Source organism: Novosphingobium sp. TH158 (genome assembly GCF_002855555.1).
GTDB lineage: Bacteria > Pseudomonadota > Alphaproteobacteria > Sphingomonadales > Sphingomonadaceae > Novosphingobium.
On sequence record NZ_PKRT01000001.1, the window covers coordinates 1,195,585 to 1,210,342 of the forward strand.

The window sequence follows — 14,758 nt, forward strand, 5'->3', positions numbered from 1 at the left end:
GACGATGCAACCTGCAATAGTCCTGTTTGTCATCCTTGCGCTCGGGGGCGTGTCCTGGTGGACCGTGCGCGCCCGGGCGCAGGGCCTTTACACGGGCCGCGGCTCGCTCAAGGCCATGCCGAATTACCACGGCTGGCACATGGCGCTGTGGGTGCTGATCCCGGCCCTGATCGGCTGGTTCGTGTGGAACGGCGTGTCCCCCGGCCTTGTCCGCTCGGCCCTGCTGGCCGATCCGGCCGCCGCGCTGCTGCCGGCCATGGACATGGAGCGCGATGCCATCGTCAACGAGGCGCTGGGCGCTGCGCGCAACAACGGCTTCGGTGCCTTCAATCCGCTTGCTGCCCAGCTCGTCGGGCCGGCGCAGGCGATCCTCACCCGGTTCGACCTGATCGGTGCGGCGCTGGTTGCCGTGCTGGCGCTTGCCGGTGGCGGTTTCGGCTATACCCGCGTGCGGGCAGACTTCCCCGCCCGCACCCGCGTGGAGCGCGGCGTGCTGCTGCTGCTGCTTGCCGCCAGCTTCGTGGCCATCCTTACCACGATCGGCATCATCGGCTCGCTGGTGTTCGAGGCGGGACTGTTCTTCTCCTTCGTCAGCCCGGTCGACTTCCTGTTCGGCACCAACTGGAACCCCGATCCCTTCGCGCCGATAACGCCGGAACTGGGTGAAAAGCTGGGTGCTCTGCCGCTGTTCTGGGGCACGCTGTTCATCGGCGCGATCATCGCAATGATCGTGGCCGTGCCGCTTGGCCTGATGAGCGCCATCTACCTTACGCAATATGCCAGCGCCCGCTTCCGCCGCTGGGTGAAGCCCAGCCTGGAAATCCTCGCCGGCGTGCCGACCGTGGTCTACGGCTATTTCGCGGCGCTTACCGTCGCGCCGATGATCCGCGATTTCGGCGGTGCCATCGGCATCGCCAACCCGACGACGGAAAGCGCGCTTGCCGCCGGCCTTGTCATGGGCGTGATGATCATCCCCTTCGTCTCCTCGATGGCCGACGATGCGATTGCCGCCGTGCCGCAGGCCATGCGCGATGGCAGCCTGGCCATGGGGGCGACACGTTCCGAAACGATCAAGCGGGTAATGATCCCGGCCGCCCTGCCCGGCATCGTGGCCGGCGTGATGCTGGCGATCAGCCGCGCCATCGGCGAAACGATGATCGTCTACATGGCCGCCGGCGCGGCTGCGAACCTGTCCGCCAATCCCTTCGAGGCGATGACGACGGTGACGTACCAGATCGCCCGCCTGCTGACCGGCGACGGCGATTTCAGCCACCCCTCGACGCTTTCGGCCTTCGCCCTCGGGCTGGTCCTGTTCGTCGTCACCCTCGCGCTCAACATCATTGCCCTGCGCGTCGTGAAGCGCTTCCGGGAGGCTTATGAGTAACCCCGCATCCACCTGGTCGAGCCCGGAAATGGCTCGCCGCCTGCAGAAGCGCTATGCTGCCGAGCGCCGCTTCAAGGCGATGGGCATGATCGCCATCGCGCTCAGCCTGGCCTTCCTTGCCTTCCTGCTGTTCACCATGCTGCGCGATGGCATCGCCGGCCTTGACTGGGCCTTCCTGACGGGCTCGGATTCCACCGATGCGGCGAATGCCGGCATCTGGGGCGCCTTCAAGGGATCGCTGCTGACCATGGCGGTGACGCTGACGCTGTCGTTCCCGCTGGGCGTGCTGGCGGCGGTCTACCTTGAGGAATTCGCCCCGCGCAGCCGCTGGGTGGACTGGGTCGAGGTTTCGATCAACAACCTTGCCGCCGTGCCTTCGATCATCTTCGGCCTGCTGGGCCTTGCCATCTTCATCCAGGTGATGGGCATGCCCCGCTCGTCCCCGCTGGTCGGCGGCATGACGCTCTCGCTGATGACCATGCCGGTCATCGTCATCTCCGCGCGCAATGCGATCAAGGCGGTGCCGCCGTCGATCCGCGATGCCGCGCTGGCTGTGGGGGCCAGCCCGGTACAGGCAGTGTTCCACCACGTGCTGCCGCTCGCCCTGCCGGGCATCCTCACCGGCACGATCATCGGCATGGCCCGCGCCCTGGGCGAAACCGCACCGCTGCTGATCATCGGCATGCGCGTGTTTGCCGCGACGCCGCCCGAAGGCATCACCGATACGGCCACGATCCTGCCCATGCAGATCTTCCTGTGGTCGGACGAGATCGACCAGGCCTTCGTCCAGAACACCTCTGCCGCCATCATCGTGCTGCTGGCCTTCCTGCTCGCGATGAACGGCCTCGCCATCTATCTTCGCAACCGCTTCGAGACACGCTGGTAAACCACATGACCGAAACCAATCGCATTTCCGCGCGCAACGTCAGCGTGTTCTATGGCGAAAAGCAGGCGATCAACGATGTCTCCATCGATATCGCCAGCGAGCACGTCACCGCCTTCATCGGCCCTTCGGGCTGCGGCAAGAGCACCTTCCTGCGCGTGCTGAACCGCATGAACGACACCATCGCCAATTGCCGGGTGACGGGCGAGATCAAGCTGGACGGCGAAGACATCTACGGCCCCTCGATGGACGTGGTGCAGCTGCGCGCGCGCGTGGGCATGGTGTTCCAGAAGCCCAACCCCTTCCCCAAGTCGATCTACGAGAACGTCGCCTATGGCCCGCGCATCCACGGCCTGGCCAACGGCAAGTCCGAGATGGACGCCATCGTCGAAAAGTCGCTGCGCCGCGCCGGCCTGTGGGACGAGGTGAAGGACCGTCTTTCCGACCCCGGCACCGCGCTTTCGGGCGGCCAGCAGCAGCGCCTGTGCATCGCGCGCGCCATCGCCGTCAGCCCCGAGGTGATCCTGATGGACGAGCCCTGCTCGGCGCTCGACCCCATCGCCACTGCCCGCATCGAGGAGCTGATCGACGAACTGAAGGGCCGCTATGCCATCGTCATCGTCACCCATTCGATGCAGCAGGCCGCGCGCGTTTCGCAGCGCACCGCCTTCTTCCACCTCGGCACGCTGGTCGAATACGGCCCGACCGAGCAGATCTTCACCAATCCGCGCGAAGTGCGCACCAAGGATTACATTACCGGACGGTACGGGTAAGGAATTCGGATATGGCCGAACATACAGTCAAGGCTTTCGACATCGAGATCGGACAGCTGCGCGGGCTGATCGCGGAAATGGGCGGCATTGCCGAAGCGATGATCCGCGATGCGGTCGATGCCCTCGCCCGGCTCGATGAGGTCAAGGCGCGCGAGGTGATCGCCACCGACGCCAGGCTCGACGCGCTTGAGGCAGAGGTCGATCGCCAGGCCATCCGGATCATCGCCCTGCGCGCGCCGATGGCGGACGACCTGCGCGACGTGATTGCCGCTCTCAAGATTTCGGGCGTGGTCGAACGCATCGGCGACTATGCCAAGAACATCGCCAAGCGCGTGGGCGACGTTGAGGAAGGGCGCAAGAAGATCGGCCCGCTGACGCTGGTTCCCGCCATGGCCGAGATCGCCCAGGGCATGGTCCGCGACGTGCTCAATGCCTATGGCGCGCGCGATTCCGAACTCGCCATCGAAGTGATCAAGCGCGACGAAAAGCTGGACAACTTCTACGACAGCCTGTTCCGCAACCTCGTCAGTCACATGATGGAAAGCCCGTCCACCATCTCCAGCGTCGCGCAGCTGCTGTTTGTTGCCCGCAACCTTGAGCGGATCGGCGACCATGCCACCAACGTCGCCGAAATGGTCTACTTCGCCGCGACGGGCCTCTATTATTCCGACCGCGAACAGCCGGGCGGCGGGGAAAAGGTGATCTGATGCAAGCCTCGGTCCTCATCGTCGAGGATGATGCCGCCCTCTCCGAGCTGCTGGTCTGGCACTTCGCCAACGAAGGCTGCAAGGTTCGCCAGACCGCCGATGGCGAGGAAGCGCTGGACCTTGTCCGCGAGGAACTGCCCGACCTCATCGTGCTTGACTGGATGATCGAGAACGTGCCGGGGATCGAAGTCTGCCGCCAGCTTCGCAAGGCGAAGGAAAGCGCGCAGGTTCCCGTGATCATGCTCACCGCGCGCGGGCAGGAGGAGGACCGCATCCGCGGCCTCAAGACCGGTGCCGACGATTACGTGACCAAGCCCTTCTCCCCCCGCGAGCTGCTCGCCCGGGCCGAGGCGCTGCTGCGCCGCAGCCGACCGGCGCTGACCGGCGCGGTTCTGGTTCACGACGATCTCGAGCTTGATCCCGTGGCCCACCGCGTCCGCCGCGGCGGGGAATCGCTGCACCTTGGCCCCACGGAATTCCGCCTGCTGCGCCACTTCATGGAGCGCCCGGGCCGCGTCCATTCGCGCGCCCAACTGCTCGACGCCGTCTGGGGCCAGGATGCCGAGATCGACGAGCGCACGGTGGACGTCCACATCCGCCGCCTGCGGCTTGCCATCACCAAGGACGGGCAGAGCGACCCGATCCGCACCATACGCTCGGCCGGATACGCGCTGGGCGACTGACACAGGGTTTGCAGGGTTTGGCGGAAGAGGCACCCATCAAGCTTCCCTTGCGCGACTGCGACATGATGCGCGGAGTGATCGCTGCTACCTTCCGCCGATAAGCGAGCGCCACCAATTGAAGGCGCACCTTGGCTTTTTGACGGATACCTGAACCTCAGGGCTTTTTCGGCTCGATGCCTTCCGCCTATTGAACCCCAACCCGACGCAAGTGCGGCAGAACCATTTCGGTAGCAATGGACGTTGACCTCTTCAGCGCGCGAATGGAATCGAAAGGTGAACGATACGCAACAGGACCACACATGAAAATTGCACTTACTCTGGCCGCATGCTGCGCACTTACGGCAAATTCGCCTGCGTTTGCGAAGAACGAATGGTATGTCGAACAAGGCGTTTCCGGAATCTCATTCCAAAGCAGCTCAGATACGACCGATGGCGGTGCGGCCTTTGGGGGCGGCGGAACTGTCGTTGATCCGAAAGTTAACGCCAAGCCCTTGGTGTCGATCGGCTTCGGTCGTGAGTTTGGCAGGCATCTCTCCGTAGGAATTAGCTACGAGACTGTCGACAGTGCGGCCTCCTACCGTGCTAACTATAAAAACGTAAGTAATCCGTCTTACTTTGGGGGCAGGACGAACACTGACGCCTTCATGCTGACTGCTCGTTATAGCTTGCCGATTGGCGGTGATCGGTCTGCTTGGGATGCTTCTGTCGCGACAGGAGCCGGACTTGCCCATAACACTTTCAAGAACATCACCGAGGGGAATGCCCCCGGTAAAGCGACCTTCCTTCTTGATCCCGGTAGCAAGGACAACTTTGCTTGGCACGTTTCTGGTCGTCTGAGCTACCGGGTACGCCCGAACGTCGCAATTTTTGGGGAAGCCCGTTATGTTGACCTCGGGACCTTCACCACTGGCACATCAAGAACCCCGGGCGGTACCATTGGTGCCTACCAGTTCAACGCACACGGTATTACGTATGGAGCCGGTCTACGCTTGAAGCTGTGACAACCCGGTTCACTTAACTCGGAGTTGTACAGGAGCATGCAGCGCGGGACTCGTCCCGCGCCTTGTCTGGCCTATGTTTTGCGTGACCCGTACCGCGTTGCGCAACATTTCATAGGATACAGGTCGAGAAAGGAACCGTGAAACCGGTGTTTGGCGGAAGAGGCAGGAGTCGAACCTGCCGGAGACGCTCTCAGCGCCTCCCAACGGATTTGAAGTCCGCGCACCCCACCGGGGACGTTTCTCTTCCGCGCCGGGGAATGGCGCGGGGCAGAGCGAATGTCCAGCGGGTTGCGCGGCTCGGCCGGCTTACGCCAGCGCCTTCTTCAGCAGTTCGTTGACCACCTGCGGGTTGCCCTTGCCCTGCATGGCCTTCATCGTCTGGCCGACGAAGAAGCCGAACAGTGCTTCCTTGCCGCCCTTGTACTGCTCCACCTTGTCGGCATTGTCGGCAAGGACCTTGGCGACGACCGCTTCGATGGCGCCGGTATCGCTTTCCTGCTTCAGCCCTTCGCGCTCGACGATGACCTTCGCGCCATCACCGGTTTCAAGCATCTTCTCGAGCACCTGCTTGGCGATCGAACCGGAAATCGTGCCATCTGCGATGAGCGCCAGCAGCTCTGCGGCGGCTTCGTGGCTCACGGGGCTGTCCTCTAGGCTCTTGCCCAGCTTGTTGAGCGCACCGAAGAATTCCGAGATCAGCCAGTTGGCCGCCTGCTTGGCAACATCGGCCTCGCTCTTGCCGGCTGCCTTGGCAGTTTCGGCAAGCAGTGCCTCGAACCAGCGCGCGGTTTCCACCTCGGCGGTCAGGACACCGGCGTTGTAGGGCGAGAGGCCCAGCGCATTCTCATAACGATGGCGCTTGGCGTCGGGCAGTTCCGGCAGGCTGGCGCGGCATTCCTCGAGGAAGGCATCGTCCAGTTCCAGCGGCAGCAGGTCGGGATCGGGGAAATAGCGGTAATCGTGCGCGTCTTCCTTCGACCGCATGGAGCGGGTGGTGCCGCTGTCGGGATCGAACAGGCGGGTTTCCTGCACCACGGTGCCGCCGCCCTCGATCACGTCGACCTGGCGGTTCGCCTCGTACTCGATGGCCTGCATGACAAAGCGCACTGAATTGACGTTCTTGGTCTCGGTACGCGTGCCGAATTCATCGCCCGGCTTGCGCACCGAAACGTTGACGTCGGCGCGCATCGAGCCCTGGTCCATGTTGCCGTCGCACGATCCGACATAGCGCAGGATCGTCCGCAGCTTGGAAAGGTAGGCCCCCGCCTCTGCCGGCGAGCGCATGTCGGGCCGGCTGACGATTTCCATCAGCGCCACGCCCGAACGGTTGAGATCGACGTAGGACATGGTCGGGTGCTGATCGTGCATCAGCTTGCCCGCGTCCTGTTCGACGTGGATGCGCTCGATGCCGATGGTCTTGACCTCGGCCTCGGGATTCTTGTCATCCAGGCTGATCTCGATGTGCCCCTCGCCCACCAGCGGGTGGTAAAGCTGGCTGATCTGGTAGCCCTGCGGCAGATCGGCATAGAAGTAGTTCTTGCGGTCGAACCGCGACCACTTGTTGATCTGCGCCTCGATCGCCATGCCGGTGCGCACCGCCTGGCGGATGCACTCGCGGTTGGGCACGGGCAGCATGCCGGGCATGGCGGCATCGACAAGGGAAACCTGGCTGTTCGGCTCGGCCCCGAAAGCGGTCGCCGCGCCCGAAAACAGCTTGGAATTCGACGTAACCTGCGCGTGGACTTCAAGGCCGATCACGACCTCCCATTCGCCCGTTGCGCCCTGGATGCGATAGGTGCTCATATTACCACCACTTCTCCGGCTTAGCCGAGAACTGCGCCCGCTGCTCGATGGCGAGGCCGGCGTTCAGCACGCCCTGCTCGTCGAAGGCCTTGCCGACGATCTGCAGGCCGAGGGGCAGCCCCTCGCGGTTGAGACCGGCAGGAACGCTCATTGCGGGCAAGCCGGCAAGGCTGGCCGGCACGGCGAAAACGTCGTTCAGGTACATCGACAGCGGATCGCTCGTCTTCTCGCCAAGGCCGAAGGCGGCGGTCGGCGCGGTCGGGGCGAGGATCACGTCGCACTGGGTGAAGGCCTGCGCGAAATCGCGGGCGATCAGGGTGCGGACCTTCTGCGCCTGGGTGTAATAGGCATCGTAGTAGCCGGCCGAGAGCACATAGGTGCCGATCAGAATGCGGCGCTTCACCTCCGGCCCGAAACCGGCGGCGCGGGTGGCGGCATACATGTCGTGCAGGCCGGCACCATCAGGCAGGTCGCGCAGGCCGTACCGCACGCCATCATAGCGGGCGAGGTTTGACGAGGCTTCGGCCGGGGCGACGATGTAGTAGGCAGGCAGGGCATACTTGGTATGCGGCAGCGAGACATCGACGATCTCGGCCCCGGCATCCTTCAGCCAGGCGATGCCCTGGTCCCAGCTGGCGGCAACGTCGGCGTCCATGCCATCCATGCGGTATTCGCGCGGCACGCCCACCTTCTTGCCGCGCAGGTCGGCGGAAAGGCCCGCTTCCCATTCGGGAACCGGCAGGTTGAGGCTGGTGGAATCCTTCGGATCGAAGCCGGCCATCGCTTCCAGCATGATCGCGCAGTCGCGCACGTCGCGCGCCATCGGGCCGGCCTGGTCAAGCGAGCTGGCGAAGGCGACGATGCCCCAGCGCGAGCAGCGGCCGTAAGTCGGCTTGATGCCGGAAATGCCGGTGAAGGCGGCGGGCTGGCGGATCGAGCCGCCGGTATCGGTGCCGGTTGCCGCCGGGCAGAGGCGGGCCGAAACCGCGGCGGAGGAACCGCCCGAGCTGCCGCCCGGGGCCATCGCCGCATTGCCGCCATCGTTGCGCCGCCAGGGCGAGATGACATTGCCGAAATAGCTCGTCTCGTTGGATGAGCCCATGGCGAACTGGTCAAGGTTCAGCTTGCCCAGCATCCCCGCGCCGGCATCCCACAGCTTCTGGCTGACGCTGCTTTCGTATTCGGGGGTGAACCCTTCGAGGATGTGGCTGGCCGCGGTGGTCTGCACGCCCTTCGTGGCGAACAGGTCCTTCATGCCGATCGGCACGCCGCCCATCTTGCCGAGCGGCTGGCCGGCAGCGCGGCGCGCGTCGGTAGCCTTCGCGGCTTCGACCGCGAGTTCCGGCGTGGCGACGATGAAGGCGTTGAGCGCCCCTGCGGCGGCAACGTTGGCGTTGAACGCCTCGGCCACTTCGACGGCGGTGAAATCGCCGGCGGCCACGCCATCACGGATCGCGGCGACGCCAAGTTCGGTAAGGTCAGTCATTATTCGATCACCTTGGGCACGCCGAAGAACCCGTGTTCGGCTGCCGGGGCATTGGCCAGCACCGCATCGCGCACGCCGCCGCCGGTCAGCGGATCGGCGTTCACCACGTCATCGCGCAAGCGCAGCGTGTTGGGGATCACCGCCGTCATCGGCTCGACCCCGGAAACATCGACTTCACCGAGCTGTTCGACCCAGGCCAGGATGCCGTTAAGCTCGGGCACCATGGCCTCAAGCTCTGCTTCGGAAACCTTCAGGCGGGCCAAAGCGGCGATCTTGGCCACCGTGGCAGTATCGACCGACATGGACGCGTACTCCGTTCAGGAAAGGATCAGCGCGGCTCTGCGCCGGGGGCGCCTTCTGGCAGCGGCGCGCCCTGCGAGCCGCCCTTGCCGCCGCGCTGCTGCTGCATCTGCTGCTGGCGCATCTGCATCATCGCCTGCTGCATCTGGAACTGCTGGAAATCCATGAAGCCAAGCAGCTCAACCTCGAAGATCAGGTCGCTGTTGGGCGGGATCGGGCCGGTGGAATTCTCGCCATAGCCCTGTTCGGCCGGAATCTCGATCTTGTACTTGCCGCCCTTCTGCATGGCGGAAAGCGCGGTGGTGAAACCGGGGATCACGCCCTGCAGCGGCAGCGGGGCCTGCTTGCCCTCGTCGAACACGGTGCCGTCCTTGAGCATGCCCTTGTAATTGATCAGGGCCACGTCGCTGGTCTTGGGCGAATCGCCTTCGCCGGCCTTGACGGTGATGATCTGCACGCCGCCTTCCAGCGTGTCATAGCCGCGGGTCGTCGCCCAGGCGAGGCCGCCACCAAGCGCCACGGCGGCAGCGACACCAAGCCACATCTTGCCGAGCGCACCCTTGGCGATGGGCTGGAGCGGAACGCGGGTAATTTCGGTCATGGGCAGATCCTGTGTGCAGATAGCAAAAAGGGCGCGGTTGAATGCCGCGCCCTATTGGCCCAACGCATGGTTGGGAGCAAGCCTTGGAAGCTTACTTTACGCCGTCGCGTTCCAGGCGCTTGCGCTCCATCTTGCGGGCGCGGCGCACGGCAGCGGCCTTTTCGCGGGCGCGCTTTTCCGAGGGCTTTTCATAGTGACGGCGCAGCTTCATCTCGCGGTAGACGCCTTCACGCTGCAGCTTCTTCTTGAGCGCACGAAGGGCCTGGTCGACGTTATTGTCGCGAACGAGAATCTGCATAAAAAGCCACACCTCACAAACGGCGGCGAGAGCCCGCGACCTGCGGGAATCACCCGAACCTGAAAAATACGAAAACGCGCCGAATCCCTTGGGATCGGCTCGAACCGGCGGGCGGCTAGCAAAGAGTCGCGCGATTGGCAAGTGTTTGGTCGGTTGCACGCGCTTCAGCATTGTGGTGTCTGCGCCACATGCACACCAGTTTCACCGGGGCCGACTGGGCCGTTCTTGGCGGCTACGTCACCCTCCTTGCCCTTGCAGGCTGGCTGACGACGCGCCGGGGCATGGACAGCGATGGCTATTTCCTTGCCGGGCATCATGCCCCCACCTGGCTGGTGGCGATCTCGGTTCTCTCCACCGTGCAGAGCGCCGCAACCTTCCTTGGCGTGCCGGACAATTCCTATCGCGGCGACTATACCTACATCGGCGGGGTATTCGCCTCGCTCATCGCCGCATGGATCGCCGGAAACCTGCTGATCCCACGTTTCTACGCGCTGCGCGTGACCACGGTTTACGAGCTGCTCGAAGCCCGTTTCGATGCCACCGCCCGGCGCGCGGCGGGGGTGATGTACCTGCTGGGCCGGGTGCTGGCGAGCGGAGCGCGGCTCTATCTGGCGGCGATTGCCGTCTCGATGATCCTGTTCCTCGACATTGCGCCGCAGCACATCGTCATTTCCTCGGCCCTGCTGCTTGCCTTCGGCCTTGCCTTCACCTTCATGGGCGGGCTCCATTCGATCATCTGGTCGGACCTGGTGCAGGTAACGCTCTATGTCGGCGCGGCGCTGGTCGTGGCGCTGACGCTGTGGGCCAGCCTGCCGATGAGCAGCGCAGAGGCGATTGCTGCCCTTGCCAATGCACCGGCGGGCAACAAGCTGGCGCTGGTCAACCCCTCGGCCGATCTTTCCGCCCCCTTCGGCCTGTTTGCGGTGCTGACCGGCGTTGTCCTGCTGAACCTTGCCAGCTCGGGGCTTGACCAGGACATCACCCAGCGCCTGCTGGCCTGCGAGAATGCGGCCAAGGGGCGGCGCGCGCTTTATGCCTCGGTCATCGTGTCGCTGCCGGTGATCCTGCTGTTCCTGCTGATCGGATCGCTGCTCTGGCTGCATTACGAAGGCAGCGCCCAATCCAGCTTCAATGGCGAGAAGGTGACGGTGTTCATGCATTACATCCTCACCGAAATCCCGCCGGGACTGCGCGGGCTGGTGACTGTCGGAGTGATCGCGGCGGCGGCGATCAATTCCGGCCTGATCTCGATGGCCAACGTGCTGGTGAACGATCTCTACCGCCCCTTCGCCGGCCAGCGCAGCGAGGCGCATTTCGTCCGCGCCGGGCGGGCGGCGAGCGTGGTGCTGGGCCTCGCGCTCTTCGCCATGTCGATCCTGTCATACTACTGGCAGCGTTATTCCGATGCCGCCCTGCTCGATTTCGTGCTGGGGGTGATGAGCTTTGCCTATTCCGGCCTCCTTGGCGTCTATGGCGTGGCCCTGTTCACGCAGCGCGGCAATTCGGCCAGCGTCATCGCCGCCTTCCTTGCCGGGTTCCTCACCGTGCTGGCCTTCCAGCCCTATGTGATAGACAGCCTGTCGCTGCCGGCCGCGATGAAGGCCATCGCCTTTCCCTGGCAGCTTTGCGCCGGCACGCTGGTGGCGGCGGCCGTCTGCGCCATGGGCAAGGCGAAAGTGGCAATCCTGCCCGAGCCCGGCTAAGGGGCCGGTAATGACCCCGCCTTCCTTCCTTTCCGCATCCGCTCTTGTCGCCCTTGGCGGCGGGCTGGGGGCTTGGTTGCGCTTTGCCACCAGCGCTCTGTGGAGCCGCGCCATCGGCCCTGTTGCCGCCAGCGCCTTTCCCTGGGCCACCCTGAGCGCGAACGTGATCGGCAGCCTGCTGATGGGCCTGCTCGCCGGCTGGCTGGCGCGGCACGGCAGCGGCGGCGAACAATGGCGCCTGCTGCTGGGCGTCGGCGTGCTGGGCGGCTATACCACCTTTTCCGCCTTCAGCCTTGAGTTCGCCCTGTTCGTCGAACGCGGGGCCATTGGCCTTGCGGCGGGCTATGTCGCAATTTCGCTGGTCGCCGGGTTTGCCGCGCTGTTTGCCGGCCTGTTCATCATGAGGGCCGTAGCATGACCGATACCGTTCGCCAGTTCACCGTCGAAGCCGATGACGATGGCGTGCGCCTTGACCGCTGGTTCAAGCGCCACCTGCCGCAGGTCAGCTTCGCCATGGTCAGCCGCTGGGCGCGCACCGGCCAGATCCGCGTCGACGGCAAGCGCGCCGGTGTCGAGGATCGGCTGGCCAAGGGCCAGGTCCTGCGCGTGCCCCCCGGCGGCGCCAGCGCAGAGCGCACGCCCCGCGCCCGCAAGCCGCTGACCGAGGAACAGCTTGCCATGGCCGATGCCATGCTGATCCACCGCGACCGCGCGGCCCTCGTTCTGAACAAACCGCCCGGCCTTGCCACCCAGGGCGGTTCGGGAACCTACGAGCATGTCGACGGGCTGCTGGATGCCTTTGCCGGCGAAGGCACGCGCCCGCGCCTTGTCCACCGGCTCGACAAGGATACGTCGGGCGTGCTGCTGGTTGCGGCAACGCCGGGCAGCGCGGCCTATTTCTCGAAGCGCTTTTCCACCCGATCGGCGCGCAAGATCTATTGGGCGCTGGTGGCGGGGGTCCCATCCATCGACGAAGGCCTGATCGACCTGCCGCTGGCCAAGCAGCCCGGCACCGGCGGCGAGAAGATGATGGTCGACAAGAGCGAGCACGGCCAGCCCTCCAAAAGCCGCTACCGCGTGATCGACCGGGCCGGCAACCGCTGCGCTTGGGTGGAACTGCAGCCGCTGACCGGGCGTACCCACCAGCTGCGCGTCCACATGGCAGCCATCGGCCATCCGATCATTGGCGATGGCAAGTATGGCGGGCCGGAAGCGTTCCTCTCCGGCTCGATCAGCCGCAAGATGCACCTCCACGCCCGCCGCCTGATCATCGATCACCCCGATGGCGCGCCGCTGGATGTCACCGCTGAACTGCCGCCGCACTTCGCCGCCAGCCTTGCCCAGCTCGGGTTCGAGGAGGCCGATGGCGAAGCCGTGATCGAGGCTCCGGTCCGCGCGCCCAAGGACGAGGAAAAGGCCGCCGCCAAGGCCCATGCCAAGCAGTACCGCAAGGAACGCCGCGGCGAGCGCAAGGGCCGCAAGAGCGGCGAGCGCGCGCCTGCCGGCCGGGCGGGATCGCGTGACGAAGCACCGAAGAAGCGCGGCCCGAAGAAGGGCAAGGGTTCTCCGGTCCCCGCCGCCAAGGCTCCGGCCAGGCGCACCGCCCCAGCCCGTCCCAAGGGACCGGCCAAGCCCGGTGGCGCTCCCAGAAAGCCGCGCTGATGCACCCCAACCCCGCCTTCCGTTCCGAAGACCGTGCGCTGATGGAAACGCTGATCGACGAGATCGGCTTCGGCATGGTGTTCGCCCAGACGCCGGACGGGCCGCGCGTGGCGCATACGCCGCTGCTGTCCACCGGCGATGGTGCGGTGCAGTTCCATCTGGCGCGCGGCAACGCCTTGTCGCGCCACCTGCCGGGAATGACGGCGCTAACCGTGGTCAACGGGCCGGACAGCTATGTCTCGCCCCGCTGGTACGATGATGCCGAACAGGTGCCGACATGGAACTATGTCGCGCTCGAGCTGGAAGGTCCGGTGCGGCGGATGGACACCGACGGGCTGATGGGCCTGCTTGAATCGCTCTCCGACCGGCAGGAAGCCCGCGTTGCGGGCGGCACGCCGTGGACCATGGACAAGGTGCCGCAAGACAAGCTGCGGCAGATGGCTGGCGCGATCGTCGGCTTCGAGATGGAAGTGCGCGGCTGGCGGCCGACGCTGAAGCTCAGCCAGAACAAGGACGCCGCCGACCGCGCGCGCGTGGCCGATGCGCTGGAGGCACAGGGCGCGCTGGCCGTGGCGCAACTGATGCGGACGCTTGCGCCATGAGCCCGCGCCTTGCCGTGTTCGATTGCGATGGCACGCTGGTCGATGGCCAGGCCTCGATCTGCGAAGCGATGGAAGCCGCCTTTACCGAGGCTGGCTTGCCCGCCCCCGACCGTCATTCCGTGCGGCGCATCGTCGGCCTATCGCTGCCGCAGGCGGTGCGCCGGCTGGCTCCCGAAGCCGATGGCCGCGTGCAGGCGCTGGCCGTCGATGCCTACAAGCGCGCCTATCGCACCGCGCGCGAACAGGGGCGCATTGCCGAGCCGCTGTTCGATGGCATCGCCCCCCTGCTGGACGACCTGCGCCAGGCCGGCTGGCTGCTGGGCGTGGCAACGGGCAAGAGCGACCGCGGCCTGAACCACTGCCTTGCCACTCACGGCCTCACCGGGCACTTCGCCACGCTGCAAACCGCCGACCGACACCCGTCGAAGCCGCATCCCTCGATGATGGAGGCTGCTCTCGCCGAAACGCTGGCCGATCCGGCGCAGGCCGTGATGATCGGCGATACCGCCTTCGACATGGCGCTGGCGGTCAATTGCGGCGTGCGCGCTATCGGGGTCGACTGGGGCTATCACGACCGCGCAGAGCTGGTCGCCGCGGGCGCCGAATGGGTCGCCGAAACACCGGACCAACTTGGGGAGTACCTGTTGTCATGAGCACACCCGAAGAAGACGCACTCGCGAAGAAGCGCTTCCTGGCGATGAACCTTGTCCGCCTGTCAGGCGTGGTGATGATCCTGCTGGGCCTGCTCTGCGCGCTCGACAAGATCGACATCCCCGGCGCGCGGATCATCGGCGTGATCTTCATCCTGATCGGCATGATCGACACCTTCCTCGTGCCGCTGATGCTGGCCAAGCGGTGGAGAAGCTGATCCC

General features: G+C 65.3%; 17 protein-coding genes and 1 tRNA gene. 12 read left to right on the forward strand and 6 right to left on the reverse strand.

Annotated elements, in window-relative coordinates:
• Window positions 1-4 precede the first annotated feature (4 nt).
• From pstC to C0V78_RS05965, 6 genes are all read left to right on the forward strand, one after another.
• Window positions 5-1,384: a phosphate ABC transporter permease subunit PstC gene (pstC, locus tag C0V78_RS05940; protein WP_101796877.1), complete on the forward strand. Its 1,380-nt coding sequence runs from the start codon at window positions 5-7 to the stop codon at window positions 1,382-1,384.
• A complete protein-coding gene (pstA, locus tag C0V78_RS05945) occupies window positions 1,377-2,270 on the forward strand; it encodes a phosphate ABC transporter permease PstA (RefSeq protein WP_101796878.1) in 894 nt (297 codons plus the stop codon). The genes pstC and pstA overlap by 8 nt, the downstream gene beginning before the upstream one ends.
• A 5-nt stretch (window positions 2,271-2,275) precedes the next feature.
• A complete protein-coding gene (pstB, locus tag C0V78_RS05950) occupies window positions 2,276-3,040 on the forward strand; it encodes a phosphate ABC transporter ATP-binding protein PstB (protein WP_101796879.1) in 765 nt (254 codons plus the stop codon).
• Between the two features lie 11 nt (window positions 3,041-3,051).
• Window positions 3,052-3,747 (forward strand): phosphate signaling complex protein PhoU, encoded by a 696-nt coding sequence (gene phoU / locus C0V78_RS05955; RefSeq protein ID WP_101796880.1) that lies wholly within the window; start codon window positions 3,052-3,054, stop codon window positions 3,745-3,747.
• Window positions 3,747-4,430: a phosphate regulon transcriptional regulator PhoB gene (phoB, locus tag C0V78_RS05960; RefSeq protein ID WP_371514422.1), complete on the forward strand. Its 684-nt coding sequence runs from the start codon at window positions 3,747-3,749 to the stop codon at window positions 4,428-4,430. Before phoU ends, phoB begins: the two co-directional genes overlap by 1 nt.
• A gap of 299 nt (window positions 4,431-4,729) precedes the next feature.
• A complete protein-coding gene (locus tag C0V78_RS05965; protein WP_158241479.1) occupies window positions 4,730-5,431 on the forward strand; it encodes an outer membrane protein in 702 nt (233 codons plus the stop codon).
• Between the two features lie 151 nt (window positions 5,432-5,582).
• On the opposite strand, the gene C0V78_RS14890 is transcribed toward C0V78_RS05965, so the two are convergent.
• The 6 genes from C0V78_RS14890 to rpsU all read right to left on the reverse strand — a co-directional run bounded on the left by C0V78_RS14890 (window position 5,583) and on the right by rpsU (window position 9,919).
• Window positions 5,583-5,678, reverse strand: a tRNA-Sec gene (locus C0V78_RS14890).
• A 59-nt stretch (window positions 5,679-5,737) separates the two neighbouring features.
• On the reverse strand, window positions 5,738-7,234 hold the full coding sequence (gene gatB / locus C0V78_RS05970) for an Asp-tRNA(Asn)/Glu-tRNA(Gln) amidotransferase subunit GatB (protein ID WP_101796883.1): 1,497 nt from the start codon (window positions 7,232-7,234) through the stop codon (window positions 5,738-5,740).
• Between the two features lies 1 nt (window position 7,235).
• Window positions 7,236-8,720, reverse strand: a complete 1,485-nt coding sequence (gene gatA / locus C0V78_RS05975; RefSeq protein ID WP_101796884.1) for an Asp-tRNA(Asn)/Glu-tRNA(Gln) amidotransferase subunit GatA — start codon at window positions 8,718-8,720, stop codon at window positions 7,236-7,238.
• The gene (gene gatC / locus C0V78_RS05980; protein ID WP_101796885.1) at window positions 8,720-9,022 is read right to left on the reverse strand and encodes an Asp-tRNA(Asn)/Glu-tRNA(Gln) amidotransferase subunit GatC; all 303 of its coding nucleotides are present in this window, start codon (window positions 9,020-9,022) and stop codon (window positions 8,720-8,722) included. Before gatC ends, gatA begins: the two co-directional genes overlap by 1 nt.
• Window positions 9,023-9,048: 26 nt before the next feature.
• Window positions 9,049-9,621: an FKBP-type peptidyl-prolyl cis-trans isomerase gene (locus tag C0V78_RS05985; protein ID WP_101796886.1), complete on the reverse strand. Its 573-nt coding sequence runs from the start codon at window positions 9,619-9,621 to the stop codon at window positions 9,049-9,051.
• Window positions 9,622-9,712: 91 nt separating this feature from the next.
• Complete coding sequence (gene rpsU / locus C0V78_RS05990) at window positions 9,713-9,919, reverse strand: 30S ribosomal protein S21 (RefSeq protein ID WP_101798221.1); 207 nt, start codon at window positions 9,917-9,919, stop codon at window positions 9,713-9,715.
• 188 nt (window positions 9,920-10,107) lie between these two features.
• On the opposite strand from rpsU, the gene C0V78_RS05995 reads away from it, so the two are divergent.
• The 6 genes from C0V78_RS05995 to C0V78_RS06020 are packed head-to-tail and all read left to right on the forward strand — an operon-like array spanning window position 10,108 to window position 14,754.
• Complete coding sequence (locus C0V78_RS05995) at window positions 10,108-11,622, forward strand: sodium:solute symporter (protein ID WP_101796887.1); 1,515 nt, start codon at window positions 10,108-10,110, stop codon at window positions 11,620-11,622.
• A gap of 10 nt (window positions 11,623-11,632) precedes the next feature.
• Window positions 11,633-12,040 carry a CrcB family protein gene (locus C0V78_RS06000; RefSeq protein WP_101796888.1) on the forward strand — a complete coding sequence of 136 codons (408 nt, stop codon included), beginning with the start codon at window positions 11,633-11,635 and terminating at the stop codon, window positions 12,038-12,040.
• Window positions 12,037-13,284, forward strand: coding sequence for an RluA family pseudouridine synthase (locus C0V78_RS06005; protein ID WP_101796889.1), 1,248 nt, complete (start codon window positions 12,037-12,039; stop codon window positions 13,282-13,284). The genes C0V78_RS06000 and C0V78_RS06005 overlap by 4 nt, the downstream gene beginning before the upstream one ends.
• Complete coding sequence (locus C0V78_RS06010) at window positions 13,284-13,886, forward strand: FMN-binding negative transcriptional regulator (RefSeq protein ID WP_101796890.1); 603 nt, start codon at window positions 13,284-13,286, stop codon at window positions 13,884-13,886. The genes C0V78_RS06005 and C0V78_RS06010 overlap by 1 nt, the downstream gene beginning before the upstream one ends.
• Window positions 13,883-14,539, forward strand: a complete 657-nt coding sequence (locus C0V78_RS06015) for an HAD hydrolase-like protein (protein ID WP_101796891.1) — start codon at window positions 13,883-13,885, stop codon at window positions 14,537-14,539. Before C0V78_RS06010 ends, C0V78_RS06015 begins: the two co-directional genes overlap by 4 nt.
• Window positions 14,536-14,754, forward strand: a complete 219-nt coding sequence (locus C0V78_RS06020) for a hypothetical protein (protein ID WP_101796892.1) — start codon at window positions 14,536-14,538, stop codon at window positions 14,752-14,754. Before C0V78_RS06015 ends, C0V78_RS06020 begins: the two co-directional genes overlap by 4 nt.
• Window positions 14,755-14,758: the final 4 nt, after the last annotated feature.